At 67.0% G+C, this 25,238-nt stretch carries 23 protein-coding genes; 4 read left to right on the top strand and 19 right to left on the bottom strand.

Annotated features, from left to right (window positions below; translation table 11 throughout):
* A partial coding sequence (locus tag ACWDTD_RS16215) for a DUF222 domain-containing protein (protein WP_449748145.1) occupies positions 1–1,205 on the bottom strand: 1,205 nt, incomplete at its 3' end.
* A gap of 130 nt (positions 1,206–1,335) precedes the next feature.
* On the opposite strand from ACWDTD_RS16215, the gene ACWDTD_RS16210 reads away from it, so the two are divergent.
* A complete protein-coding gene (locus ACWDTD_RS16210; protein WP_449748144.1) occupies positions 1,336–2,130 on the top strand; it encodes a MerR family transcriptional regulator in 795 nt (264 codons plus the stop codon).
* A 47-nt stretch (positions 2,131–2,177) separates the two neighbouring features.
* Here the strand turns inward: ACWDTD_RS16210 and ACWDTD_RS16205 are convergent, their stop codons facing one another.
* The 3 genes from ACWDTD_RS16205 to ACWDTD_RS16195 all read right to left on the bottom strand — a co-directional run bounded on the left by ACWDTD_RS16205 (position 2,178) and on the right by ACWDTD_RS16195 (position 5,783).
* A complete protein-coding gene (locus tag ACWDTD_RS16205; protein WP_449748143.1) occupies positions 2,178–3,302 on the bottom strand; it encodes an acyl-CoA dehydrogenase family protein in 1,125 nt (374 codons plus the stop codon).
* Positions 3,303–3,350: 48 nt separating this feature from the next.
* Positions 3,351–4,523 carry an acyl-CoA dehydrogenase family protein gene (locus ACWDTD_RS16200; protein WP_449748142.1) on the bottom strand — a complete coding sequence of 391 codons (1,173 nt, stop codon included), beginning with the start codon at positions 4,521–4,523 and terminating at the stop codon, positions 3,351–3,353.
* A gap of 72 nt (positions 4,524–4,595) precedes the next feature.
* Positions 4,596–5,783: an MFS transporter gene (locus tag ACWDTD_RS16195; protein ID WP_449748158.1), complete on the bottom strand. Its 1,188-nt coding sequence runs from the start codon at positions 5,781–5,783 to the stop codon at positions 4,596–4,598.
* Positions 5,784–5,950: 167 nt separating this feature from the next.
* Here ACWDTD_RS16195 and ACWDTD_RS16190 point away from each other — a divergent pair, with 167 nt between their 5' ends.
* Positions 5,951–6,586 carry a TetR-like C-terminal domain-containing protein gene (locus tag ACWDTD_RS16190; RefSeq protein WP_449748141.1) on the top strand — a complete coding sequence of 212 codons (636 nt, stop codon included), beginning with the start codon at positions 5,951–5,953 and terminating at the stop codon, positions 6,584–6,586.
* On the opposite strand, the gene ACWDTD_RS16185 is transcribed toward ACWDTD_RS16190, so the two are convergent.
* From ACWDTD_RS16185 to ACWDTD_RS16175, 3 genes are read right to left on the bottom strand one after another with little or no spacing between them, the layout of a single operon-like run.
* The gene (locus ACWDTD_RS16185; protein WP_449748140.1) at positions 6,514–7,152 is read right to left on the bottom strand and encodes an acyltransferase family protein; all 639 of its coding nucleotides are present in this window, start codon (positions 7,150–7,152) and stop codon (positions 6,514–6,516) included. The genes ACWDTD_RS16190 and ACWDTD_RS16185 overlap by 73 nt on opposite strands.
* A complete protein-coding gene (locus ACWDTD_RS16180; RefSeq protein ID WP_449748139.1) occupies positions 7,112–7,759 on the bottom strand; it encodes an acyltransferase family protein in 648 nt (215 codons plus the stop codon). The genes ACWDTD_RS16185 and ACWDTD_RS16180 overlap by 41 nt, the downstream gene beginning before the upstream one ends.
* Positions 7,756–9,219, bottom strand: coding sequence for a glycosyltransferase family 2 protein (locus tag ACWDTD_RS16175; RefSeq protein ID WP_449748138.1), 1,464 nt, complete (start codon positions 9,217–9,219; stop codon positions 7,756–7,758). Before ACWDTD_RS16175 ends, ACWDTD_RS16180 begins: the two co-directional genes overlap by 4 nt.
* A 1,198-nt stretch (positions 9,220–10,417) precedes the next feature.
* Here ACWDTD_RS16175 and ACWDTD_RS16170 point away from each other — a divergent pair.
* Entirely contained in the window at positions 10,418–11,860 is a 1,443-nt protein-coding gene (locus ACWDTD_RS16170) for an amidase (RefSeq protein WP_449748137.1), read from the top strand.
* A 125-nt stretch (positions 11,861–11,985) separates the two neighbouring features.
* On the opposite strand, the gene ACWDTD_RS16165 is transcribed toward ACWDTD_RS16170, so the two are convergent.
* From ACWDTD_RS16165 to ACWDTD_RS16115, 11 genes are all read right to left on the bottom strand, one after another.
* Positions 11,986–13,620 (bottom strand): solute symporter family protein, encoded by a 1,635-nt coding sequence (locus tag ACWDTD_RS16165; protein WP_449748136.1) that lies wholly within the window; start codon positions 13,618–13,620, stop codon positions 11,986–11,988.
* A complete protein-coding gene (locus ACWDTD_RS16160; RefSeq protein ID WP_449748135.1) occupies positions 13,617–13,973 on the bottom strand; it encodes a DUF485 domain-containing protein in 357 nt (118 codons plus the stop codon). Before ACWDTD_RS16160 ends, ACWDTD_RS16165 begins: the two co-directional genes overlap by 4 nt.
* Before the next feature lie 195 nt (positions 13,974–14,168).
* Entirely contained in the window at positions 14,169–15,914 is a 1,746-nt protein-coding gene (locus tag ACWDTD_RS16155; RefSeq protein ID WP_449748134.1) for a sodium/solute symporter, read from the bottom strand.
* On the bottom strand, positions 15,911–16,249 hold the full coding sequence (locus ACWDTD_RS16150; RefSeq protein WP_449748133.1) for a hypothetical protein: 339 nt from the start codon (positions 16,247–16,249) through the stop codon (positions 15,911–15,913). The genes ACWDTD_RS16155 and ACWDTD_RS16150 overlap by 4 nt, the downstream gene beginning before the upstream one ends.
* Before the next feature lie 59 nt (positions 16,250–16,308).
* A complete protein-coding gene (locus tag ACWDTD_RS16145) occupies positions 16,309–17,082 on the bottom strand; it encodes a LytR/AlgR family response regulator transcription factor (RefSeq protein ID WP_449748132.1) in 774 nt (257 codons plus the stop codon).
* Positions 17,079–18,314 carry a sensor histidine kinase gene (locus ACWDTD_RS16140; RefSeq protein WP_449748131.1) on the bottom strand — a complete coding sequence of 412 codons (1,236 nt, stop codon included), beginning with the start codon at positions 18,312–18,314 and terminating at the stop codon, positions 17,079–17,081. Before ACWDTD_RS16140 ends, ACWDTD_RS16145 begins: the two co-directional genes overlap by 4 nt.
* Positions 18,315–18,401: 87 nt before the next feature.
* Entirely contained in the window at positions 18,402–19,970 is a 1,569-nt protein-coding gene (locus tag ACWDTD_RS16135; RefSeq protein ID WP_449748130.1) for a polyamine aminopropyltransferase, read from the bottom strand.
* Positions 19,967–20,398, bottom strand: a complete 432-nt coding sequence (locus tag ACWDTD_RS16130; RefSeq protein WP_449748129.1) for a DUF350 domain-containing protein — start codon at positions 20,396–20,398, stop codon at positions 19,967–19,969. Before ACWDTD_RS16130 ends, ACWDTD_RS16135 begins: the two co-directional genes overlap by 4 nt.
* A gap of 49 nt (positions 20,399–20,447) precedes the next feature.
* On the bottom strand, positions 20,448–20,972 hold the full coding sequence (locus tag ACWDTD_RS16125; RefSeq protein WP_449748128.1) for a DUF4247 domain-containing protein: 525 nt from the start codon (positions 20,970–20,972) through the stop codon (positions 20,448–20,450).
* The gene (locus ACWDTD_RS16120; RefSeq protein WP_449748127.1) at positions 20,969–21,496 is read right to left on the bottom strand and encodes a DUF2617 family protein; all 528 of its coding nucleotides are present in this window, start codon (positions 21,494–21,496) and stop codon (positions 20,969–20,971) included. The genes ACWDTD_RS16125 and ACWDTD_RS16120 overlap by 4 nt, the downstream gene beginning before the upstream one ends.
* Positions 21,493–22,128 carry a DUF4178 domain-containing protein gene (locus ACWDTD_RS16115; RefSeq protein ID WP_449748126.1) on the bottom strand — a complete coding sequence of 212 codons (636 nt, stop codon included), beginning with the start codon at positions 22,126–22,128 and terminating at the stop codon, positions 21,493–21,495. Before ACWDTD_RS16115 ends, ACWDTD_RS16120 begins: the two co-directional genes overlap by 4 nt.
* A 176-nt stretch (positions 22,129–22,304) precedes the next feature.
* Between ACWDTD_RS16115 and ACWDTD_RS16110 the strand changes: the two genes are divergently transcribed.
* Positions 22,305–24,611: a protein kinase domain-containing protein gene (locus ACWDTD_RS16110; RefSeq protein WP_449748125.1), complete on the top strand. Its 2,307-nt coding sequence runs from the start codon at positions 22,305–22,307 to the stop codon at positions 24,609–24,611.
* 61 nt (positions 24,612–24,672) lie between these two features.
* Here the strand turns inward: ACWDTD_RS16110 and ACWDTD_RS16105 are convergent, their stop codons facing one another.
* Positions 24,673–25,152: an Hsp20/alpha crystallin family protein gene (locus tag ACWDTD_RS16105; RefSeq protein ID WP_449748124.1), complete on the bottom strand. Its 480-nt coding sequence runs from the start codon at positions 25,150–25,152 to the stop codon at positions 24,673–24,675.
* Positions 25,153–25,238 lie beyond the last annotated feature (86 nt).

Genomic DNA, 25,238 nt, shown 5'->3' with positions numbered 1-25,238 from the left:
AGGGAGTCGATGTCGGTGAGTCCGCCGTCGGCCCAGTCTTTGCGGGCGTGATGGATTTCCACGCGGGTGGCCGGTTGGGTGCAGTCGGGTGCCGAGCACATTTCACCGCCGTCGGAGGCGAACGATGCCAATCGTTGTCCCAGGGAGGCCAGTCGACGTGACCGTCCGAAATACAGTGGCACCGCGGTGTGGTCGGCGAACACGGCCAGATATTGCTGTGAGCGGGCGGCCATGGTGATGACGTCGGAGATCGGGAGCAGCGCCCCGGAAGCAGTGGTACCCAGCCCGGCCTGGCGGCGCAGGTCTTTCTCGTCGATTTTGATGATCACCTGCACGGGCAGTCCCCGGTGACTCTTGCCGAGCGTCCCCTCGGCGAGCACGGCCTTCAGCAGGGCGTGGAGCGCGTCGTGGTTGCGTTGTGCCTGCGACCGGGTGTCGCGGCCTGCGGCGTCGGCGAGTTGGCGCGGGTCGGCATCCCCGACGGGTCCTCGTGGCGATGCGTCGTCGTCGGGATTGTTGAGGCCCGGCTTTCCCCACGCGTCGAGGACCACGTCGAACATGGCTCGGGTCTGCGGGTCGAGGTGACCGTTGAGTTTCGACATCAACTGGGTGTCTTGACGGTTGAGCCACAGGTTGCGGCGGCGGGCTCGGTCATTGTCGTCGCTGAGTTGGCCGTCGGGATCGAGGTGGGCGAGTAGCCGCGCCCCGACCTGGCTCAATTCCGACGGGCTCAGCGTCGCCGCGTAGTGGCTCATCGTCTGCTCGGCGGCCACTCGCACATCGTGGGGTGTGGCGGCGGGGATCTTGTCGAGGACGTCGAGCACCACCAGTGCGTGTGCCATCCCGGCGCTGCCGTCGGCGCACTTGTCGGCCAACGTCGGACACGACGGTGCCAACAGTTGCCCGGTGGCCGAATGAAATCGGGCGGTGTGTTCGAGGAGCCGTTTGCGACGTACCGGTTCGGTAATGCGTAACGCGTGGGAAAAGAACGCGATCACACTGCGGAATCCGCGTTTGCGGGCGATATCACGATCCGAGATCTCCACCAACGCCCGGCTGCCCACCGCCGGAATCCTGTGGTGAGCCCGTTCGAGTTCGGTGGCCGCGGAGACGAGTTCGTCATCACTCCACGACGACACATCGGTGGCCGCGATCTCATCAAGCACCGCATGCAACCGGGCAATGACCTCCGGTGCCGCCGACATGAACCTCACCCCCAACCCATCGCATCGAACGTATGTTCTACAATAACACACTCCGGCGACAGGCGACACTGCCACTTCACCGTCAGCGACGATTGACTCTGCCCTAACGTCAACCGGCAGAGTGGTGCTCATGACGGAGAATGAGGGGCAGGCCACGGACCTGTCGATCGATGCGGTGACGGAGTGGCCGATCCGAGACCTTGCCAGGGCGACGGGACTCACCAGTCGAACGCTCCGGCATTACGAGCAGATCGGCCTTCTTCTCCCGTCTCGGGTGGCAAGCAACGGATACCGCTTCTACGGAGACGCCGAGATCTCAAGGCTCTATCGAATCCTGTCGCTGCGCGCGCTCGAACTTCCCCTCGCCACAATCCAACTCGCGCTCGATGACGAGATCTCTCTCACCGACGCCATCGAAACTCATCTCGCGCTCCTCACCGAGCGCCGAGACAGAACCAACGAACAGATCGACGTCGTCCAACAGACGCTCGACACGATAAAGAAGGGCCGATCCATGTCCATCGACGAAGTCTTCGCCGGCGTCGACCAGAGTCAGTACGAGACCGAAGTACGTACCCGCTGGGGTGACGAGGCATGGGAACGCACCGCCGAGCGACGCGCCGCGATGACTGACGAACAGCGGAAGGCCGACGACAAGAAGAGCCTCGACGTCAACGCGGCTTTGCGGACCGCGGCCGAGGGCGGCGAGGACCCGAACGGCGCGCGCTTTCAACGCTTGGTCGCCGACCATCATCGGTGGGTTACCGCGCATTGGGGAGGAAGGGAACCCGACCGCGAGGCCTACACCGGGCTCGCCGAACTGTATGTGGCCGATCCGAGGTTCGCCGCAGCCTATGGCGGTGCGGACAACGCCGAGATCATTCGCGAGGCAATCCGGATCTGGTCCGGAGCCAACCTCGAATGACCGGATGATCCTACGACAAGCGTCGACAACGTCCTGATCTACACCGGCTAGCCGACGCTCACCATCTCATAGTCGCCGACCTTCTCCGCGAGCGCTGCGAGGTGCTCGTTCGCGTCACCGAGGAGATGACCGGTCGCGGTGAGTCGCGCGGTGTAGTGGCCCACCGGATACTCGTCGGTCATGCCGATGCCGCCGTGCATCTGGATCGATTCCTGCCCGATGTGGCGTCCCGACCGGCAGATCTGCAGCTTGGCGCGGCTGTAGACGGTCGGGTCGGTGATGTCGTCGGCCAGCGACGCGGTGGCGTACAGGCTCAGGCTACGGGCGAGTTCGAGGGAGACGAACATGTCGGCGGCCCGCTGGGTGAGTGTCTGGAACTTCGACAACGTCACGCCGAACTGCTTGCGCGACTTGAGGTATTCGGTGGTGAGCTCTAGCGACCGCTCCATCGCGCCCACCGCCTCCGCGCACAGCGCGGTCTGGGTGAAGATCTCCGCATAGCCGATCGCCTCGGACTGGTCGCCTGAGCCGAGATCGATGGCGGGCGTGTCGGCGAAGGTGATCTGCGCGCCGCGTCGCCCGTCGTAGGTGGTGAACCCGGTGACGGTGACACCGGACGCGTCGGCGTCGGCCAGGAAGAGGCCGACGGTGCCGTCGTCGCGGCGTGCGCTCACCACGATCTTCTGCGCCGAATCACCAGCGATCACAGGGTATTTGACGCCGTTGAGGGTGACACCGTCGCTGGCGCCGGTGGCGGTGGTGCTCACCGCTGCGGCCGGCCAGCGGTCGTCGGTCTCGGTATGGGCGAAGGCGAGCAGCAGTCGGCCCTCGGCCACCTCGGTGAGCAGTTGCACGCGGCGGTCGCCGGAGGCGACGCGGTCGATCACCACGCCGGGCAGCAACGCGCCGAACAGCAGGGGTTCGGGTGCCAGACTGCGACCCACCTCACCCATCACCGCGGCCACCTCGACCGGGCCCGCGCCGAAGCCGCCCGCGTCCTCGCCGAAGGGCAGCCCGAGAATGCCGATCTCGGCCAGCGATGCCCACACCGAGGGCTGCCAGCCCGCTTCGCTCGCGGCGACCGCACGCAGCTTTTCCACGTCGTAGGACTTGAAGACGTCGCGCGCGGTGTCACGCAACAGTGATTGCTCTTCGGAGAGCTCGAAATCCATGGGATGACTCCAGATTCGGGTGGCCTGCCGGCCGTTGGTGAGTGGGGGCTACAGGCCGAGGATCGACGACGAGATGATGGTGCGCTGCACCTCCGACGAGCCGCCGTAGATGGTGACCTTGCGGTAGTTGAGGTACTCGGGCGCGCTCAGCTGCGCCCATTCGGGTGTCCCCACTTCCGGTGCGCGCACGGCCAGGCCGCGCGCTCCCGCGATGTCGGCGATGAGTTCGGTGACAGACTGCTGCAGCTCGCTGCCGCGCAGTTTGACCAGCGAGGAGACGGGGTTGGCCTTGCCCTCGGCCGACGACGACACCACCCGCAGCTGGGTCAGTTCGAGGGCGAGCAACTCGTTCTCCATCTCGGCGATGCGGGCCGCGATGAGCGGGTCGTCGAGCAGGGTGCCGCGCGAGGTGGGGGTTTGGCGGGCCAACTCCTTGGCCTTGGCGATGTGGGTCTTGGTCCAGCCGACCCGCGCGATGCCGGTGCGCTCGTTGCCGAGCAGGAACTTGGCGTAGGTCCAGCCCGCGTTCTCCTCGCCGACGAGATTCTCGGCGGGCACGCGCACGTTGTTGAAGAACACCTCGTTGACCTCGACGCCACCGTCGATCAGCTTGATCGGCCGCAGCTCGATGCCCTCGGTCTTCATGTCGATGAGCAGGAAGCTGATGCCGGCCTGCCGCTTGGGGGCGTCCGGATTGGTGCGCACCAGGCAGAAGATCCAGTCGGCGTACTGGCCGAGGGTGGTCCAGGTCTTCTGCCCGTTGACCACGTAGTGGTCGCCGTCGCGGACGGCGCGGGTCTTCAGCGAAGCCAGGTCCGAGCCCGCCTCGGGCTCGGAGAACCCCTGACACCACCAGATGTCGAGGTTGGCGGTGGCGGGCAGAAAACGTTCCTTGAGCTCCTGTGATCCGAACGTCGCGATCACCGGACCCACCATGTTGACGTTGAAGGTCAGCGGGTCGAGCACATGGTTGAGACTGAGCTGGTCGTGGTAGATGTTGCGCTGGATCGGCGTCCAGTCCTTGCCGCCCCATTCCACCGGCCACCCCGGCGTCGCGAGTCCCTCGGCGTTGAGGATTCGCTGCGTGGTGATGAGGTCGTCGGGCAGGACCGCCGTGCCCGACGCGACACGCTCCCGGATGTCCTCGGGAATCTTGGTGGTGAAGAAGGAACGAAGTTCCTCACGGAACTCGAGCTCATCTGAATCGAACTTCAAGTGCATGTACTAGTCATACCCGGTGAAGCGGTTTGCGCGAAAGCCCAGAGTCGAAATCATGACCTCGGATCGGCGTGTTCAGTCGGCGACGCAGCATGTCGCGGGCGCGGGGACGGCACCGTCTCCCGTGGTGCCGCGCGACCGGACGGTGACCACCGCCCCGACCACCGCGAGTGCCAGCACGTAGCCGACGTAGGCCACCGCGGTCTCCTGTAAACCGATGTGCGACACGATGAGTCCGGCGATGACGGCGGGCACGCTGAAGGCGACGTAGCTGGTGATGAACACCGCCGAGAACACCTGTCCGCGCTCGGCGGCAGGCGTGCGGGCGCTCAGGTTGTCCAGCGCTCCGAGGAAGGTGGCCGCAAATCCCGACCCGGCGATCACCGACCCGACGATGTACACGACGAGCACCTCGCTGAGAACACCGGACAGTGAGATCACCGCGCCAACCATCAGGGCGACGTAACCGTAGGCGAGTTTGGTGATCGGTGCCCGGGCGGTGATCACCAGCGACGTGACGGCGCCGGAGGCGAAGAAGACGAAGAGCAATGCCCCGGCGGCACCGTGGTTGGTGACCTCGAAGATGCGGGCGACCACCGACGAGCCGAGCGACAGGTACAGGCCGCCGAGCGACCAGGTGGCCACGAAGGCGGGGATCGCGAGCAAGAACGGGCCGCGCAACGCCGCCGGTACCGATGCCTGCGGTGCCAGCGTGCCCCACAGGTGCCGTCGCGAGGTGAAGCCGACTCGCTGAGAGGTCTCCGGCACCACCAGTAACGCCACCATAGCCACCGCGAACAGCGCCAGGATGACCTGGTAGACGAGGAACCGCGGTGCGGGCGCGTACTGCACGAGCAACCCCGTCACCGCGACACCCGCGGCCAGTCCCAGTGTGGGTGCTGCGCCGGTGATCGCCGAGCCGGTGCCGGGCGTGGGTGCCATGTCGACGATGGTCGCGGTCAGGGTGCCGATGGCGGCGCCGGTGGCCAGTCCCTGCAGGGCTCGGGCGGCCATCAGCACCCCGACGTCGTCGGCGACAACGAACAGCACCATGCTCGCGATCAGCAAGGCCAGCGCGACCGCGAGAACGGGGCGTCGGCCGATGTGATCCGACAGCGATCCCACGGTGAGGAGGCTGACCAGCATCGCAACCACATAGATCGCGAACACCACGGTCAGCGTGAAGGACGAGAAGCCCCACAGTTGTTGGTAGACCGGGTACAGGGGCGAGGGCGCGGCCGAGGCGAACAGCACCATCACCATCGTCGCGGTCACGATCCAGAACGCTCGATGCGGATGCAGCCGACGCGGCGACCGGCCGACACCGGGCGAAGGTATGGATGTGGCCACAACCCCTCCTAAAGCAATGGACCCTGCGTTAGTGGTCAATGTAATAGGAGACTGTCGCTAAAGCAATGCTGTTTGCAATAATGGTTCACATGCCTCGGAGTTCATCCCTCGACAACGCAACCGCACAGACGCCGTCGCGCCGTCCCGGCGGACGCAGCGCCCGCGTGCAGCAGGCCGTGTTCTCCGCCGTCGGGCAACTCGTCGGCCGTGGTGAACGAGAGACCATGACGATCCCTCGTGTTGCCGAGGTGGCCGGCGTCAATCCGACGAGTATCTACCGCCGCTGGGGAACGATCGGTGACCTGATCGAAGAGGTTGCGGTCGCTGCCCTGACGCAGGGCGAGGACCTTCCCGACACGGGTGAGCTCTCCGGAGACCTCGCGGAGTGGGCACGCATCATCGCCGCCGACATCGGTCGCCCGAAACGACGCGCCTATCTTCGCGCGATGGTTGCCGCCCGCGACGACGTCGTGGAGGAGTGCCCGTGCTGGTCGATCCGGCGGGAGCAGGCCGCCGAGATGGTCGATCGCGCCCGTCGGCGCGGCGAGTCGACGCCTGAGGTGTCGACGATCCTCGACCATGTCATCGCACCGCTCTACCACCACGCGGTGTTCGCCATGGCGATCGACGACGACTACGCGACTCAGCTCGCCGATGACGTGATGCGGAGTGTGCGGCTTGCAGGCAGTTCTGCGGTGTCGAGAGTCTTGGAGTAGTACTCGCGCAGCTTGCCGCCGGCTTCGAAGGTTGCGAGGATGCGCATCGCATTCGATTCGACGTAGTTGAAGCTGAATCGTGCTGCGACGATCGTGAGTGCGAGTACCACAGCGGCCGACGCGACGAAACCAACGATGCCCAGACTGCCGGGGGCGAGGATGCCGAGCCACCTCGCGCAGCGCATCAGTGGTTCGTGGAGTAGATACATTCCGTAACTGAAGACACCCAGGGCGACGAGTGGACGCCAGGTCAGCCACCGCGGCACAGATCCGGTCGTCATGACTATGGACGAGATCAGCGCGACCGATGCCACACCGAGGGCCAGGCGCCACAACTGATCGGTGGTGTCAAGCGGGTCGCGCACACTCGCGACGTAAGAAACTGTCGCCAGCGAACCGAACGCGAGTGCGCGTCGCGCCCAGGCTCGGCGCAACTCGACGCCGCCGGCCACTGCCACCGCGAGAGCCATCCCCATCGCGAAGATCGCCGACATCCCCAGCGGACCGAACCAGACGCTCCACCTGTCATGCGGAAACGTGCGCACCGCCCAAAGCAGATACGCCACACCGACAACGGTCAGCACTGCGGGGAACACCGACATCCGTACGAGGCGCATCCGCGTCCGCGCGAATCGCCCACGCCGCGGAGAGTGGGGTGACAATGGCCATGAGCACGTAGAAGTGGAATTCGACAGCGAGTGACCACGCGGGGCCATCGGTCCAGAAAATGTAACGGTCGCTGTAGACGTGGAGCATCGTGAGGTGCAGGAACAAGTCCTGCCACTTACCGGGAAGGCTGGTGTTGGTGGCAGACCACACCACCACCACGACGATGAAATAGAGCGGCAGAAGGCGCACGGCCCGCCGCAACAGCATGTCCTTCCACGTGGTGGAGTTGCGCCCGGCGATCGCTGCGCGAACCGCCGGCAGGTAGAGCACAAAAGCACTCAGGACGAAGAACAATGTCACTGCCGCGTCGGCGAACACTTCGAGTACGTGATTGAGGTGGATGTCGCCGGCGCTGGGGTGCGCGAGTGTCAGAAGCTGGTTGCTGTGCACGTGCGTCACGATCACAACCATTGCTGCGAGCGCGCGTAGCGGATCAAGCGGAAACCGGCGTCGCAGTGCGGGTGCTACCGGATCGAAGCGGGATACGGAAGGAATCGTGCTCATGCGAGGCTCCCGTCCGGCAGCGCGGCAGGTGCGGTCACTGCGGTTGGTCCGGATCGTGACAAGGCAACGGACTCGTCGGTCTCGGGAACAAAGGCGCGCATCGTGCCACGCGGGGTGACGTGCCATTCATGTTCCCCCATAAGCTCTTTGACCTGAGCGACACGGGCAACGAGGTTCTTCCATTCGTTGTAGAACGGCGATGCGACGACGATGTACCAGATGAACCACCCGCGCCGGGCTCTGATTTCGGGTACCGACAGACGCCAGGCGAACAATATCTGGATGGGGCCCGCGGCCAACGTGTACAGCGTGGTCAGCAGGAAGAGCGGGGACGACCACGACAGGGATCCGTCCCGCCACCACAGGAACGCCAGGACTCCGATGATCATGGGTGAGATCCACGGATACACTTCGCGCCACGCGAACAGGACAAACATGCCCATCCGCTGCCGGTGCGTCACCGAGCGGCTCAACATCGCTGCCGGAAACTGCCGCATGGACACTTGAAACCAGCCCTGCGCCCACCGCATTCGCTGGCGCCACAATGCCGACAGACTCACCGGAGCGAGTTCACGGCTGATCAACCCGGGGTCGCTCACGATGCTGGCACCGTCGAGGATCGACCGGATGGAGGCATCGATGTCCTCGGTGAGCCGGTCGACGCGCATGCGGACGCGGCGCAACGTCGACGCACGCCAGTAGCCGTTGGATCCTCCGAAGATGCCGAACCTGTGCAGGCTGCTGCGTCCTGGGTGACTGACCGCGTAGATCTGCTCGAACTCGATGCTGACCGCCCGTGCGATCAGTGACTCCTCGCCGTTTCGGACCACGCAGTGTCCCTGGACGACGTCGGCCCCTTCGGCTATCCAATGCCAGGCACGGGTGAACGAGCCGGGGACCGGGTGATGGTCGGCGTCGAAGACTCCGATGAACTCGCCACGCGCGACTTGCAGTGCCGCATTGACATTTTGGGCTTTGGACGTGCTGTCGGCGATCTTGAGGATTTCCAGTTCCGGGTGGTCGTGGACGAGTTGCCGCAGCTCGGCTTCCACGGGTAGGTCAACCGGCGAGTTGTAGGCGAGGATCACCTGCAACGGACCCGGATAATCCTGACCGAGTACGTGGGAGAGTGTCTCCACGATGGTGTCCGCTTCGTTGGGGAGATAGGCCGCGACAATCGCCGTGGCCACTGGAGGCGATGTCGTCGGTGTCGGCGGGAGCGTCAAAGGCGTTAGCGCATGCAATGATTCGGTCCAGATCAGAATGGCGGTGAAGGCGAGGGCCACCACCACGCTGACATAGAAGATGGTTGCCGTGTCAAAGCCCAGTGCGTACGTCAGCCGCATCACGAGGAATGGTCCCACCGTGCTGATGCACAGCACCGCCAGGATCTGCAGGGGAAGTCGGAGGTGTACGGGAAGCTTCCACCACTGACGTGGGAGGCCTGTGGACCGAGGCACACCAGATCGCGTCTGGTGAGTGACTTCTGCGCGGATTCTGCTGCAGTAGAGATGATTTCGGACACGTGTTCATCGCTGACGAGATCCGGGATGCGTGAGTACCCTGCTCCGAGATCGACGCGATGCACCGATCCGTCCGTCAGCGCCCATGGCACATTGGTCAGGGTCTCGCAGATCGCCGAGACTCTGCCCCTGAGTTCTCGGGTGTTCTTGGCGCTCATCAGTGCCACCACCCCGTGTAGGTCGTCGTCGACCCAGACGTTCTCGAGGTGGAGCAGGCTCGCCGCCACCTCCTGGCGCAATCCCTGTGCGAGCTGTGCCAAGAGGGACGGATCACGAAGTGCGCCATACTCATTCGTGTCACCGGGAGTGAGGACCACCAGGTATCGCGGTCGTTCTCGTTTGTGTGAATCAGAAACGATGGGTCGTCCGAGATGGGTGACCAGAGCCTCGACGACCTCTACTTCTTCGTCGTCGGGGGAGATCTTGTGGTGGCGTGGAAGGCATGGGCCAGGCTGCGTCATGGCTAACGACCTCGAGAGATGTGTGAATTTCGCGGAGATTTCCGAGGGGATCGGCACTGAGCCTCGACGTACGAACTTGCGCTGTATGGCCGACATTAGCGGCTCGACGTGATGTGTGTCAGCGCGCGGAATGTGCTGTGGTACGAACGTACGACCCCTCCCTGGACAATTGATTATCAGCAGATTTCCTGGCCGTGTCGACAACCCTCCCCGAAGTAGCGTGGATGTCACGAGCCGCCACTGCCAAGTGCGCGACAGATGCACGAAAGCGATTGCTGTGCAGAGCAATACATGACCGAAACGTCGCTTGGGACGTGCCGGGATGTCCGGCCGAAAATCGAATCTCGACCACGTGATGTGAATCGTCCCGCGATGAATCGAGCGTGTGATCCAATTCATTAGTGGGCACAACAATAGGACAGATCAGTGGTGCGAATACCCGACAAATGGAGGTGCGTGGCGTCGGCCGACTGATGCGCCGACGGCGGTGCGTGCCCGCCGCGGTGCCGCACGACCGCACGACCGATCCCTACGCCGACCGATCCCTACGCCGACCGATCCCTACGCCGACCGATCCCTACGCCGACCGATCGCTCAACGATCGACGACGGATATGCGACGCAACTCGCCGATGACGTGATGCGGATGCGGCCCACCCGCTAGGCTCTGCCCGCATGAGACACGTACACGCGTTTCGCGACGACGCGCTCGGCGAGTACGACGGTGTCGGCGTCGCGGCCGCGATCGCATCGGGGGAGATCTCCGCGCGCGAGGCGGTCGAGGCCGCGCTCGACCGGATCGATGCCGTCGATCCGGTGCTCAACGCGGTCGCCGTCGACGACAGGGAGCGCGCCCGTAAACGTGCGGTCGACGACGTGTTCCCGGGCGGCTCGTTCGCCGGGGTGCCCGCCATCATCAAGAACAACACGCTGTTCGCGGGTCTGCAGACCCGGCAGGGGTCGGCGGCGGTGCCCGCCACCCCCGCGCAGAACAACGAACCGTTCACCGATCAACTGCTGTCCACCGGTGTCAACCTGGTCGGGGCATCCACTCTGCCGGCGTTCGGGCTCACCGCGACAACCGAATTCGTCGACCGCGAACCCACCCGCAATCCCTGGGACACCGACTATTCCTGCGGCGCGTCGTCGGGCGGTTCGGCCGCGCTGGTGGCCGCCGGTGCGCTGCCGGTCGCACACGCCAACGACGGCGGGGGGTCGATCCGTATCCCGGCCGCGGCGTGCGGGCTGGTGGGGCTCAAGCCGAGCCGCGGGCGGGTGGAGGCGTCGCCGGAGGGCCGGGCCATGCCCATCGACCTGATCTCCAACGGCATCGTCAGCCGCTCGGTGCGCGACACCGCCCAGTTCCTCGCCGACGCCGAACGTTACGCACCCGCGGCGTCGTTGCCGCACGTCGGCCTGGTGGAGGGGCCCGGCACCCGGCGGCTGCGCATCGCGATGCTCACCGAGCCGCTGACCGGGCAATTGCTCGACGACGACACCCACCACGGCGTCGCCGCGATCGCCGACCTCGCGCACGATCTCGGGCACCGTCCCGAATTCATCCCGATGCCGGTCGATCGCAGCTACGTCGACCAGTTCACCCAGTACTGGGCGATGCTGGCCTTCGCGATCGATCACTTCGGAAAACGCAGCTTCGGCAAGGGATTCGACCGGTCGGCGCTCGACCCGTTCACCCGCGGCCTGTCGCGGAAGTATCTGCGCAGGTTCTGGCGCACACCGTCGGTGATCCGCGGGCTCAACAAATCCACGGCCCAGTTCCGCGAGGTCTTCACACGGTTCGACGTAGTGCTCAGCCCGACGCTCGCGCACACCACCCCCCGCATCGGATACCTCGACCCCGCAGGGGATTTCGACGAGATCTTCGAGCGTCTCGTGCGCTACATCGCCTTCACCCCGGCGAACAACACGTCGGGCACGCCGGGCATCAGTCTGCCGCTGGCCGACACCTCCACCGGGTTGCCGGTGGGTATCCACTTCTCCGCCGACCTCGGCAACGAACGCACCCTGATCGAGCTGGCCTTCGAACTCGAAGCCGCACAACCGTTCCGCCGCATCCAGGACGGTGACACCGACGACGGGGCCGCGGCCCGAAAGTAGGGGAAGGAAATCGTTCCCCTGGTTCTGCGACCTTCCGCTGGCTACAACTGGGGGACGATCACGAAAGTAGGGGAAGACGGATCTTCCCCTACTTTCGACGACGCCTGCACCCGCTGCACGACCGCCTAGTGCACGACGGCCTTCTCGGCGCCGATGCCGGTCAGTGAGCGAACCTCCATCTCCGCGTTGCGTTCCGGGGTGCCGCGATCCGACGGGTTGCTCAGCGTGCCGATGATGCCCAGCGCGAAGGCCAGCGGGATCGACACGATGCCCGGATTCTCCAGCGGGAACCACGCGAAGTCGGCGCCCGGAACCATCGAGGTGGCCTTGCCGGACACAGCGGGGGAGAACACGATCAGGATGAGTGTGGAGGCCAGGCCGCCGTACATACTCCACAGCGCACCGCGGGTGTTGAACCGCTTCCAGTACAGCGAGTACAGGATGGTGGGCAGGTTGGCGGCTGCGGCGACCGCGAAGGCCAGCGCCACCAGGAACGCCACGTTCTGCCCGTTGGCCAGGATGCCGAGCACGATGCCCATCACGCCGAGCGTCACCGCCGCATACCGCGACACGCGCACCTGGTCGGCGTCACTTGCCTTGCCGCGCTTGATCACACTGGCATAGATGTCGTGCGCGAACGACGCCGACGCGGTGATGGTGAGACCGGCGACCACCGCGAGGATGGTCGCGAACGCCACCGCCGAGATGATGCCGAGCAACACCACGCCGCCGAGTTCGAAGGCCAGCAGCGGTGCCGCCGCGTTTTCCTTGCCCGCCGCGGCGAGAATGCGGTCGGGGCCGACGATGGCGGCCGCGCCGTAGCCGAGGATCAGGGTGAACAGATAGAAGGCGCCGATCAGGCCGATCGCCCAGACCACGGAGCGTCGGGCCTCCTTGGCGGTGGGTACGGTGTAGAAGCGCATCAGCACGTGCGGCAGACCCGCGGTGCCGAGCACGAGGGCGATGGCCAGCGAGATGAAGTTGATCTGTGACTGCAACGACCCGCCGTACTTGGCGCCCGGCGCGAGAACATCACGGGCGGCGACCTTTTCGTTCGACGAGCCGGAGATCGCGTGCTGCGCCGAGCCGAGGATGTCGGAGAAGTTCATGCCGAAACGGCCCAGCACCATCACGGTCATGAACGCGGCACCTGCGATCAGCAGGATCGCCTTGATGATCTGCACCCAGGTGGTGCCCTTCATGCCGCCCACCAGCACGTACACGATCATCAGCGCGCCGACCACGGCGATGACGATCGACTGTCCGGTCCGGGATTTGACGTCGAGCAGCAGTGCCACCAGCCCGCCTGCGCCGGCCATCTGCGCGAGCAGGTAGAACAGCGACACCGTCAGCGTCGAGATGGCTGCGGCCAGCCGCACCGGCCGCTGCATGAGTCGGAAGCTCAGCACGTCGGCCATGGTGAATTTGCCGGTGTTGCGCAGCAATTCGGCCACCAGCAGCAGTGCGACGAGCCACGCGACCAGGAAGCCGATCGAGTAGAGGAAGCCGTCGTATCCGTAGACGGCGATGGCGCCGGCGATGCCGAGGAAGCTGGCCGCCGACAGGTAGTCGCCTGCGATGGCGATGCCGTTCTGCGGGCCGGAGAATGCGCGGCCACCGGTGAAATAGTCTGCGGCGGTGGAGTTGTTGCGGCTGGCCTTGATCACCACGAACAGGGTGATGGCGACGAATCCGACGAAGATGGCGATGTTGGCGACCGGATTGCCGACGGCGGCCGATGCGGCGAGGTGCAGGGTCATCGGATCGTCTCGCTTTCCATCTCCGAGCGGAGTACGGCGGCCTTGGGATCGAGTTCGCGGTTGGCGAACGCCACGTACATGCCCGTGATCACGAAGGTGGTGACGAACTGCAGCAGGCCCAGGATGAGGCCGACGTTGATGTTGCCCCACACCGGTGTTGCCATGAAGTCGTGGGCGAACGCACCGAGCGCCACGTAGAGGCCGTACCAGATCAGGAAGAAGGCGGTCATCGGGAAGACGAAACGACGGTGGGTGCGGCGCAGTTCCTGGAATCGGGGGCTGCGCTGGATCTCGATGAACTGCTCACCCGTCGGCGATGGCGCCTCGGGTGGCGATTGGTCGGTGGTGGACACGGGTTCCTCCGAAGGATCGGTGTGATGGGTCTACCCGCTGAGCATCCGATGCGACGTGGATCACACACAATGGGGTGTCCTGGGTCACACGACGAAGCCGTCCGAGTGTGCGGTAGACGGTCGATGTGGTCCGACGAGCGGTCGGCGGGTTAAGCACCCAGCCGCGCGCCTGCAGGTTCGATCCGCGATGCCGGTCTACCCGCGCGGCACCCGCTCCACACCCATCCCGAGACGCTCGGGTACGTGCATCCGGGCGAAGATGCGCGAGAGGTCGGCGGGACGCCTGCTCCGGGTCGCCAGGCTGACCAGCATCATCGTCGCGAAGGCCAGCGGTACCGTCAGCGCGGCCGGGTAGCCGATGAGCACCGCTGCCCAGCCACCGGCCACGTTGTTGTCCACCACGCCGGCGATCGCCAGCGACGCGGCAGTCCCCGACGACGCGCCGCCGACGAGCAGTCCGGCGATCGCACCCGCCGGTGTCAGCCCGCGCCACCAGATGCCCAGGATCAGCAGCGGGCACAGTGTCGACGCGGCTACCGCGAACACCAGCCCCACCGTTCGCGACAGTTCCAGGCTCGACGCGGCCAGCGAGAGCCCGATGGCCGCGACCCCGCCGATCACGGCGGCCAGCCGGAAATCGCGCACCCGGCCGGGCAGCACGTCGGTGGCCAGCGCCCCGGCGACGCTGACCAGAAGTCCCGACGACGTCGCCAGGAACGCCGCGATGGCACCCGCGGCCACCAGCGCGGCCAGTAGTTCACCCACCACGCCGCCGACCGCCGCGCTCGGCAGCAGCAGCACGGCGGCGTCGGCGGTGCCGGTGATGAGCAGTTGCGGCACGTAGAGCCGCGCGAACACGCCCAGCAGCAGCGGAAACAGATAGAACAGCGCGAGCAGCGCGATCACGGCCAGCGCGGTCCGTCGCGCCGACCGGCCGTCGGGGTTGGTGTAGAAGCGCACCAGCACGTGCGGCAGACCCATCGCGCCCAGAAAGGTGGCCACGATCAGCGAGTACACCGCGAACAGCGGATGCGGCCCGCCGAATCCACCGCCCGAGGCGATCCATTTCTCGCCGGTCGACGGCGCTCCGGCGACCACCGGTGTGGCCGCGCCGGCGTCGAGGTGGATCGTGCTGCCCGCGGCCAGCACGTGTTCGCCGGGCGCCTCGATGCGCGCGCCTGTCACGTCGCGTCCGTCGAGGCGGCCGCTGACGGTGATCCCCGCCGTCTCCGACACCGTCACCACCGTGTCGGTGGTGACGTCCACCGTGGTGGCCGTGGTGACCCGCGGCGGCACCGGGTCGCCCATCGGGTGCCGGTCGGCGGCGAACACCACCACCAGGGCGAGTGCGGGCACCGCGATCGCGGTCAGTTTGAGCCAGTACTGAAAGGCCTGCACAAAGGTGATCGAACGCATCCCGCCGCCCACCACGTTGACCACCACGATCGCGCCGACCGCCAGCGCACCCACCCACACCGGCACGCCGAGCAGGATGTTGAGGGTGAGGCCCGCCCCCTGGAATTGCGGGATCAGGTAGAGCAGGCACACCACCACCACGACGAGCATCGCGGTGAGCCGGGCGGTGCGCGAGCCGAGGCGGAACTCCGCGAAGTCGGGCACGGTGTAGGCGCCCGACCGGCGCAGCGGCGCGGCCACGAACATCAGCAGCCCCAGATACCCGGCGGTGAATCCCACCGGATACCACAAGGCGTCGGCACCGTACTTCGCCACCAGTCCGGCGACACCGAGAAACGATGCCGCGGAAAGGTATTCGCCGGAGATCGCGGTCGCGTTCCAGCGGGCACCCACGGTGCGGGAGGCCACCAGGAAGTCGGAGGTGGTGCGTGACGCGCGGCCGCCGTAGGCGCCGACGGCCACGGTGGCCACCGCCGCGGCCACCAGGGCCAGCACGGTGAGCAGTTGTGCCCCCGTCGTGGTCATCGGCTGCCGGATTCCGGGTGAGCGTCGGGTTCGTCGTCGACGACACCCATGAAGTCGCGTTCGGCCTGCTCGGCCAGTCTGATGTAGAGCCGGCCGGTCAGATAGAGCACCGGATACAGCAGCAGTCCGAGCACGATCCAGTTGAGCCGGACGCCCAGCACGGTGACCTCGCCGAGATCCGGAAAGACGATGCCCAGCAACGGAATCGCGACGATCAGCAGGGTCAGCGCGGCACCGAGGCGCAGCGCCAGACCCAACTGTGCCCGCATCAGGCCCCGCACCAGCGCGTCGCCCACCTCTGTTTGCTCCTGCACCTCCACGCGCGTGCGCACCATGCGCGCACCCCGCCGTTGCGCGAGCACCACCCGCTTCCGCCGCGGCGGTGGCTGCCCGGTCACGACTCACCGCCGGCCGTCGGTGACTTGTAGGTGCGCAACGGATCGCGGATGAGCCGGTCCTTGAGTTCGCGCGCCTGACGACGGCTCACCGGCAGTTCCACCGCCTGCGACGACCCGTTGGCCCGCACGCACACCACCGTCGCCGACCCGGTGTTGCGGATACCGCTCACCATCGGCAGCGCCACCAGATAGGAGCGATGCACCCGCGCGAAACCCTTGTCACGCCAGCGTGATTCGAGGGACGACAGCGGAATGCGCACCAGGTGCGCGCCGGAGTGTGCATGCAGCCGCGCGTAATCGCCGACCGCCTCCACCCACGAAATGGTGTCGCGCGGCACCAGGGAGGTCACCCCGGCCATCTCGACGGGAATCACGTCGTCGCTCTCCTCGGGTTCGGCCGGCGACGGCTGCGCGGCGAGCACCCGGGCGACGGCCTGGCCGAGACGTTCCTCGCGCAGCGGTTTGAGGAGGTAGTCCACCGCGCCGACGTCGAAGGCGTCCACCGCGCGGTCGTCGTGGGCGGTGACGAAGACGATGGCGGGCGGGTCGGCGTATCTGGTCAGCACGTCGGCCAGCTCGATGCCGGACAGGCCGGGCATGTTGATGTCGAGGAAGATCGCGTTGATGCGGTGCAGGTTGAGTTCGCGCAGCGCCGCGGTCGAATCGCCGGCCCGGTAGACCTCGCCCACCTCGGACTGGCGGCCCAGCAGGTACGCGAGTTCGTCGAGGGCGGGCGCCTCGTCGTCGACGGCGAGCACGGTGATGGTCATGGTCGGTGTGCCTCCTCTGACACCTGCGCCCGGATGCCGGTGCGGAACTTGGGAACCCGCATACCCACCTTGGTGCCGGCACCCACACCCGTCTCGACCACCAGACCGTAGTCGTTGCCGAACGCGGCGCGCAGCCGGTGGTCCACGTTGGTCAGACCGACGCGCGCGCCGTCGGTCTCGCGGGCGGTCGACGCGGGGTCGAGGGCGTCGATGTCGCCGGAGCGCAGCAGTTCGGGGTCCATGCCCACCCCGTCGTCCTCGACGGTGATCACGCAGTCGGTGCCCTCGTCGCGCGCGATGATGGAGATGGTGCCGCCGCCCTTGCCGGCCAGTCCGTGGCGCACGGCGTTCTCCACCAGCGGCTGCAACGCCAGGAAGGGCACCACCACGCCGAGCACCTCCGGCGACACCTGCAACCGGACGTCGAGGGCGGTGCCGAAGCGCGCGCGCTCGAGGGTGAGGTAGCGGTCGATGTTGCGCAGTTCGTCGGCGAGCAGGGTGTACTCGCCGGCCGCGCGGAACGAGTAGCGGGTGAAATCGGCGAAGTCGAGGATCAGTTCCCGCGCGCGGTCGGGGTCGGTGCGCACGAAGGAGGCGATGGTGTTGAGCGCGTTGTAGATGAAGTGCGGGCTGATCTGCGCGCGCAGCGCCAGCACCTCGGCGCGGTCGAGGCGGGCGCGCGAGGCGTCGAGGTCGGCGAGTTCGATCTGACTCGACACATACCGCGCCACCTCCGCGATCGCACCGAGCATGCCAGGGCCCGGTCGGATGGTGGTGGCCGCCACCAGCACGCCGACACCGTTCTCGTCAGCGATCAGGGGTTGCGCGATCAGCGCCCGGATCGGGGCGTCGGTGCCCACCGGGTCGGCGACGAGGACGCGGCGTAGCCCGGTGGCCGCGGTCTGTGCCGCGGTGTCGGCCACGGCGAGCAGTTCGTCGTCCCAGGGTTGCGGATCGCCGTCGTGGGCCAGCAGTGCCGGCCGGTCGTCGTAGAGGGCCACCGCCTCGGCGGCGGTCAACGTGCGCAGCGGCGGCAGCGCGTCGCGGGCCGATTGCGCCGACAGCCCGTTGCGTAGCGAGCGCGCGGCCAGCGACGCGGTGTGCAGCGCGGAATGCACCGCCCGCTCGGTGGGGGTTGCCACCACCCGCCGGGTACGGACCAGCACGACGGCGGCGGCGACGGCGAGCGCGGCGAGAACCGCGAGCACCGTGATCGTCACACCACTAGACATCGCGCAGGCCGCCGTTCATGCGCTCAATGGTGCCCGGCCACGATGTCGTGCAGGCCGCATTCGATGATCTCGCTGTCCGTGTCGGGGTCAGTACCCCAGCCATTCGCCCTGGCTGTAGCGCAGAATGCGGGGGTCCATCAGCGTCGACGGTGTCACGTCGATCGGACCGCGGTCGAGCGGGAACACCCCCGCCGCAGTCAGTTCGGCCGGGCTCAGGAAGCGCAGCGGCCCAGGCGGATCGAGACGCAGTGGGGGAGCGGTGTGCGGAGCGGCGAGGAAGAATCCCCAGTCGCCGAAGGAGGGCACGTCCACGTGGTAGGGCGTGATGGCCAGGCCCGCCGATCGCAGCGTCGACCCGATACACCAGAACGACTTCGGTGCGAAATACGGTGATCCGGCCTGCACCACGATGCGCCCTCCCGGCGCCAGGTGGGCGGCGACGAGCGAATAGAACTCGGTCGAATACAGCTTCGCGGTGGCCGACTCGTCGGGATCGGGCATGTCGACGATGATCGTGTCGAAGGTGCGGTCCGCTCGGCGCAGCCAGCCGAACGCGTCGGCGTTGACGATGTGGGCGCGCGGATCGTTCATGGACCCCCTGTTGAGCCTCACGAGCCGGGAGTCGTTGCGCGCCAAGCGAATCATCTCGGGGTCGAGTTCCACCAGCGTGGGATCGACGTCCGGGTAGCGCAGCACCTCGCGAAGCGCCAGGCCGTCGCCGCCGCCGAGGATGAGCGTCGACCGGCGCGGTGCGGTGGCCAGCACCGGATGAACCAGTGACTCGTGGTAGCGGTACTCGTCGATCGAGGCGAACTGCAGGTCGCCGTTGAGGTAGAGCCGGGTGTCGGGGCCGTTCGGGGTGCGCCGTTCGGTGATGACGATGTCCTGGTAGTGGGTGCGTTCAGCGGTGACGATCGGGTCGCGGAACAGGGCCTGCCGGGCGGTCACCTCGAAACGGTCGGCGTAGACGAATGCGGCCACCAGCGTGCCCACCACGGCGATCGTCACTCCGGCCAGGGCTGCCAAAGCGCGGCGATTCAACGACTTTCCGAACACGACGAACACCAAGAAGCAGCCGGCGGCGGCGTTGACCAGTCCCACCACGATCGCGCCGCGGAGCTGACCGAACACGGGGAGCAACACGAACGGGAAGCACAGTCCGCCGACCAGCGCGCCGATGTAGTCGGCGGCGAAGAGGTCGGCCACCGCCGACCCCGCCTCCTGCTGTCGGATGCGCTGCAGCAGCACCATGAGCAGCGGGATCTCCGCCCCGATCAGGAGCCCGAGCACAAAGGCGACCACCACCAGCGCCTGCGTGTAGAGAGCCAGATAGGCGAACGCCGCATACAACGCGAGCACCGAGAGTCCGCCGAGCAGTGCGAGCGCCGATTCGATGGCGGCGAAGGCGATGACGGGCCGGTTCTGCAGCGGTTTGGCGGCCAGCGCGCCGATGCCCATCGCGAACACCATCACCGCCAGCACGATCGACGCCTGCGTGGCGGTGTTGCCGATCAGAAACGAGCCCAGTGACACCAGCGCGAGCTCATAGACCAGTCCGCAAGCGGCGCAGACGAAGACCACCCCGAGCAGCCCCACGCGGGCGAGCCGGGAGTGGGTCGGGGTGGCCGCGGGCGCGGTGAGCTCGCCGGTGGTCACAGAATGGATGCGGCGACGATGAACGCGATCGCCACGTGGGAGATGCCGTGCACCCACACCGCGGGATGGCTCTCGGGTGAGATCACCAGATCGCCGAGTTTTCCGGGGGTGAACAGGTCGACGACGAAGAACGTCACGCACATCACCACCAGTCCGATGAGGGTGTAGATCAACGTGTAGGTGAGTCCCACCGCGAGCCGCCCCTCGCTGGCCACGATCGCCGCGGTGACGATCACCGCAACCGCGATCAGGTTGGCGCCCACCAGGATTCCAGCGTTGCGGTTCCGGTCGGCCCAGAGCTGATGTCGCAGATTTCCCGGGGTGAGTGCATCGATCACCGCGAAGGAGATCAGCATGAGGAACACGCCGACACCGGCGTAGGCGGCGGCATAGTAGGCGTTGGTGACGAGGGCGTCGACCGAGATCATGTGCACGCTCCGGTGTTTGGTGGGTCGGGGATGGTCGCAACAGGTGTTCTCATTTGCCGGTACCGCTTCCGCCGCCGCGGTTCGAGCTGCCCGACCCCGAGAAGTCGGGTGTGGGAACCCAAAAGCCGCCGACGTAGTGGTGATAGTGGTTGTATCCACTGGTGTAATCCCGGCTGACCATGACGCGTGTCTTGTCGGCCGCGTACGGGAACAGTCCGATGAGGTAGCCGGGGTACTGCAGGAATTCGGTGCCCGCCTCGTTGCCGGCCGCGTTGTCTCCGGCGCGCTGGTCGGTCGGCTGCGCGACCGAGGAGATCTGGGTGGCCACCACGCTGGGCGAGCCATCGGCGATGTAGGCGTCCACATCGGACTCGTCGAGGGCGGTGTCGCGTTGATAGTGCGATGTCACGTACGCGCGGGCATCGCCGTCGGCGCCGCCGCGGATGGCGTTCACACCACACGACCCGACGATGGCCAGCGCCGCCACCACCACGATGACGGCGATGAGGATGTTGCGGGTTCGCCGGAGCCCGCGCGTGGGATCCTGCTCGCCGGGCGGCGGGTGCGCGCTCACCGACGCACCGCCGGGGCCTCCGGGTCGAGGTGGCTCGAGGTCAGCACCACTTCACCGGCCTGCGGATAGGTGTGCCAGGTGCGCCAGGAGACACCATCGGCGTCGGCGTCGGCGATCACCGCGGTCACCGCGAGCGGATGGCCGGGGAATCGGCCCAACAGTGCGGGCAACCCTGCGTCGGTGTGCGCGGCCACCTGCGCGGTCACCTGGTCGACGACGCGCGCGATCTCGTCCTCGTCGAGCGTCTGGATTCGGGATGTGAACACGTAGCCGCGCGATTGGTACGACTGCGGCAGCGCCGACGGGGTTCCGGGCAGGCAGGCGACCGTCTCGCAGAGGTCGTGTCCGCCGTCGGTGAGGATCACCTGATGGCTGGCCCCGAGCAGCCGGATGGACAGCGACACGGCGCCGAACCGGTGGTCGGCGACGGCGAGTGGTGTGCGCGGGGCCGCCGACAACGAGAAACCGAGCTGACCGGCGCGGGTGTCGACGAAGGCCACGTCGAGGTCGGCGTGCGCCCTCATCGCTGTTCGGGTGCGGGATTGGACGGGAAGATGCGGTACTCGGCGTGGCCGAGCACTTCGCCGCGCGCGCACTCCCAGGAGCCGCCGAAGTCCTCGAAGGACAAGCGCTCGTCGCCCGCCGCGTAGTCGTGGTAGCGCATCCGTCCGGTGGGAGCGAGGCCGGTGGTGCCCGCGGAGGTGAAGTTCGCCGAGCCCGCCTCGTCGGAGAAGTAGCGACGGCCGTCGAGGTCGATGGTCGGGGGTCCGGGGACCACGGTGACGCCCTGCAGCTCCTGCCAGAGCACCACCTCGAGGTCGGGATCGTCCTCGACGGAGATCCACGCCTTGCGGCCCAGGCCGGTGTCGAGGAAGTTCTCAGTCCAGGTGAAACCGTCCTGGGTGAGCCGCAGGGTCCCGCGAACGGCGAAGGTCTCCCCGCGGATCTCGATCAGATCGCTGGGTTTGAGGGCGCGGGGGTTGCCTCGGATGGCGTCGTCGTCGGCGCTGGAGAAGGGATCGCCGGGGCGGTAGGTGCGGTTGCGCAGCGCGTCTGCCTCGGCCTGACGCAGCCGCCGCTGGCCGAGCACGTTGAAGATCACGACGACCGCGATGATGAGCAGCAGCGCGATGACGATGATCAGCAGAATCTCCACGAACCCGACACTAGCCGCTACACCTGGCCGGAGGGGACGGGCTGTCTTCGCCCCGAATGACGTCTCGTGAAGTGCCCGCCCGGGGCGTCGGCGGGCGGGGTGTCGCGGGGGAAGGGTGCTGCTAGCGTTGCCCTGATCGCCGGGGGTCGGGCCCGGTCGGAGTTGTGGGGGTGGGCGTGGCGGTACTCGAACCGGGTTCGGTGTTCGCCGGGTACACCATCGAACGGCTCCTCGGTGCCGGCGGTATGGGTGAGGTCTATGTGGCCCGCCACCCCCGGTTGCCGCGGCGGGACGCGCTCAAGGTGCTCGCCGCACAGTTCGCCGCCGACGAGCAGTACCGTCGACGATTCGAGCGCGAGGCCGATCTCGTCGCCGCCCTGTCGTATCCGGGGATCGTCACCGTCTACGACCGCGGCGAGACCGCCGGTCGATTGTGGATCGCGCTGGAGCTGATCGACGGCCCCGACATGAACGTCGTGCTGAGCCGGGCGCCGCACGGGCTGCCGGCCGCCGAGGTGTCCCGGGTGGTCGACGCCGTGGCCGAGACCCTGGATTTCGCCGGTGCCCGCGGACTGGTTCATCGCGACGTGAAGCCCGCGAACATTCTGACGTCGTCGGGCCGGGTGCTGTTGAGCGACTTCGGCATTGCGCGGATGGGTCCCGGCAACTCCGAGCTGACGCAGACGGGGATGGCGCTCGGCACGCTCAGCTACGCCTCGCCCGAGCAGATGAGCGGCGGCACCGTCGACACCCGGGCCGACCAGTACTCGTTGGCGTGCACCGCATTCCACCTGCTCACCGGCGATCCGCCGTTCACCGGGAGTACCGCTGCGGGTGTGATCGTGGCACACGCCACCATGCCCGTTCCGAGTGTGGTCGCGGCGCGACCCGACCTCCCGCCGGCGGTGGATCAGGTGTTCTTCCGCGCCATGGCGAAGCGGCCCGATGATCGGTTCCCGTCGAGTCGGGCGTTTGCCGCTGCACTGAAATGGGCACTGAGCCAACGAGGATCGGACGCCACGCAGGTGCGGGTGCCGGGGCCGGCCGGCGCACCCCACGCCGGACCGTCGTCTCCGGCGTTCGCGAGCACGGCACACGCGGCGGGTGCTCGTCGGGAAGTGTTCGGTCCCACGCAGCACCGGCCCTCGGGTGGGCCGGCGTCGGTGGGCCGCAAGCGCTCGCCGAGGCGGTGGCTGATCGTGGCCCCGGTGCTGGCGCTGGTGCTCGTGGTGGTGGCGGGTGTGGTGTCGTGGCAGGTGTTCGGCGGCTCCCCCGGACAGGATCTGCCACACAAACCGGTGACGCCGCAATTCGCCTCGCTGGCAACGCAACCGACCAAACCGGTGTGGACCTTCGCGCCGAAGGGCACTCTGGGCGTACCGCAGGTGGTCGGGGGTGACGAGAAACTGGTGTTGTTCCTCGTGTATCAGGACGGGTACCGGCTCACCGCGGTCAATGCCGACACCGGTGCACCCACCGGCGCCCCGCCGGTGGTGCTGCCCGTCGGATCGGCGGACCGTCCGATCTCCCTGCATTGCGCGGTGAACGAGCCCGCGACCGGCGCAATCTGCGCGTGGGCCGAGGGCGGTTCGGCTGACCGTTCGCGACTCGTGGTGATCGACATCGCCCGCGGCGCAGTCACCGCCGACGTCAGCGGCTCGTCCGTGCCGACGGTGCTGGCGGCGGGTGAGCGTCTGGTGGCGGTGATCGGTCGGGGCTCGTCGACCCTCGTCGCGCGTTCCTATGACGTCTCGGGCGCATCGGTTGCCGAAGTGCCCCTGGTGCTTACTCAGGGGTATGGCCCGGGCAGTGTGGTCATCGACGGCCCCACCCCTTATCTGAAGGTCGACACCCCGATCTCGACCGGTGCCCTCGGAAACAAGCTGAGTAGCAAGGTGATTCGCCTCAGCGATGGCAAAGTGATGGCGACGAGGGACTTTCCACTCGACAATCCGTCCGTTCTGAACGCATTTCCGGGCGGTTTCGCTTTCTCGCAGGCCGGTAGCCGAGCAGAGATCTTCGACGCCGACGGCACCAAGACCGCCGACATCGACGAGGGCTGGACGCTGGCCGTGCCCCAATCCCTCGACTTCCGCGACAACCAGACGATGGTGGTCAGCGCGATGTCGTTACCGGTGGCGACGAAGGGCTCCGAAGTCGGAGCCGTCGACCCGTCGTCGGGAAAGATCATCTGGCATCACCGGGCAGCCGATTCCGGCACCGTGAAGGGAACGTCCACCGCGGTGATCGTCGGCCATGAGGTGTTCGATGCGTACTCCGGTGATCAGATCGGCGAGCGCATCCCCGACTCGACCGATCTGCTCGGTACCGACGGCCGGCGGCTGGCGTTGCTGCGCACGTACCCGTCGTCGGTGATGACCAGCGGCGCGGGCGCCGGCTGGGAGTTGTCCAACCTCGACACCGGTGAGGTGGTTGCCGCGGTGGGCGGCAAGCTGTACATCGGCGGGCAGCGGGCGCTGTGACGAAAGCCGCCCGGACACAACATGTCCGGGCGGCCGGGTCACGACAGCAGTGACAGGGGGATCAGCTGTTGTCGGACGACTCGGTGATCTCGATCTGACGGGCCTGAGCCGGTGCGGCCTTGGCGAGTTCGAGCTTCAGGACACCGTCGGTGAGGGCCGCGGACACCTTGTCGCCGTCGACCTCGCCGGGCAGGGAGAGCCGGTAGTCGAACTTGCCGGTGCGACGCGTCTGGTGACGGATCTCGCCGGTGCGCTCGGTCTCGGTGGTCTCGCCGTGGACGTGGAGCACGTTGTCGTCGAGTTCCACCGTGATGTCGTCGCGCTTGATGCCGGGCAGTTCCGCCTCGACGATGTAGGCGCCCTCGGTCTCCTCGACCGTGACGGCCGGGGTCCACGCAGTCTCGAACCGCGACGGTTCGACGCCGGCGAAGGCGGTGTCGAAAAGGTCGATCAGGCCACGGTCATCGAAGAACCGGAACGGGCTGAACACCGACGGAGCGGCGGTGCGACGGACAGGAACGAAGCGAGCATTGGTTGCCATGACTGGTGTCCTCTCATCTCGAGCGGTTGTGATTATGTCAAGTTGAGCGTAGCACGATCAACTTCTATTCCGGAAGTCGATGACCG

The sequence above is a fragment of the Gordonia sp. NPDC003425 genome (assembly GCF_053588635.1).
The sequence above is the reverse complement of the archived record's forward strand: the minus strand, read 5'-3'. Positions and strand labels throughout refer to the sequence as shown.

Coding starts and splice junctions, on each gene's coding strand:
- ACWDTD_RS16180 (WP_449748139.1), bottom strand. CDS start 7,759: ATGAGCACGATTCCTTCCGTATCCCGCTTCGATCCGGTAGCACCCGCA.
- ACWDTD_RS16210 (WP_449748144.1), top strand. CDS start 1,336: ATGACGGAGAATGAGGGGCAGGCCACGGACCTGTCGATCGATGCGGTG.
- ACWDTD_RS16105 (WP_449748124.1), bottom strand. CDS start 25,152: ATGGCAACCAATGCTCGCTTCGTTCCTGTCCGTCGCACCGCCGCTCCG.
- ACWDTD_RS16145 (WP_449748132.1), bottom strand. CDS start 17,082: ATGACCATCACCGTGCTCGCCGTCGACGACGAGGCGCCCGCCCTCGAC.
- ACWDTD_RS16165 (WP_449748136.1), bottom strand. CDS start 13,620: ATGACCCTGCACCTCGCCGCATCGGCCGCCGTCGGCAATCCGGTCGCC.
- ACWDTD_RS16155 (WP_449748134.1), bottom strand. CDS start 15,914: ATGACCACGACGGGGGCACAACTGCTCACCGTGCTGGCCCTGGTGGCC.
- ACWDTD_RS16190 (WP_449748141.1), top strand. CDS start 5,951: ATGGTTCACATGCCTCGGAGTTCATCCCTCGACAACGCAACCGCACAG.
- ACWDTD_RS16130 (WP_449748129.1), bottom strand. CDS start 20,398: ATGATCTCGGTCGACGCCCTCGTCACCAACGCCTACTATGCCGCCGCC.
- ACWDTD_RS16150 (WP_449748133.1), bottom strand. CDS start 16,249: ATGGTGCGCACGCGCGTGGAGGTGCAGGAGCAAACAGAGGTGGGCGAC.
- ACWDTD_RS16195 (WP_449748158.1), bottom strand. CDS start 5,783: ATGGTGATGGTGCTGTTCGCCTCGGCCGCGCCCTCGCCCCTGTACCCG.
- ACWDTD_RS16170 (WP_449748137.1), top strand. CDS start 10,418: ATGAGACACGTACACGCGTTTCGCGACGACGCGCTCGGCGAGTACGAC.
- ACWDTD_RS16205 (WP_449748143.1), bottom strand. CDS start 3,302: ATGGATTTCGAGCTCTCCGAAGAGCAATCACTGTTGCGTGACACCGCG.
- ACWDTD_RS16140 (WP_449748131.1), bottom strand. CDS start 18,314: ATGTCTAGTGGTGTGACGATCACGGTGCTCGCGGTTCTCGCCGCGCTC.
- ACWDTD_RS16120 (WP_449748127.1), bottom strand. CDS start 21,496: ATGAGGGCGCACGCCGACCTCGACGTGGCCTTCGTCGACACCCGCGCC.
- ACWDTD_RS16200 (WP_449748142.1), bottom strand. CDS start 4,523: ATGCACTTGAAGTTCGATTCAGATGAGCTCGAGTTCCGTGAGGAACTT.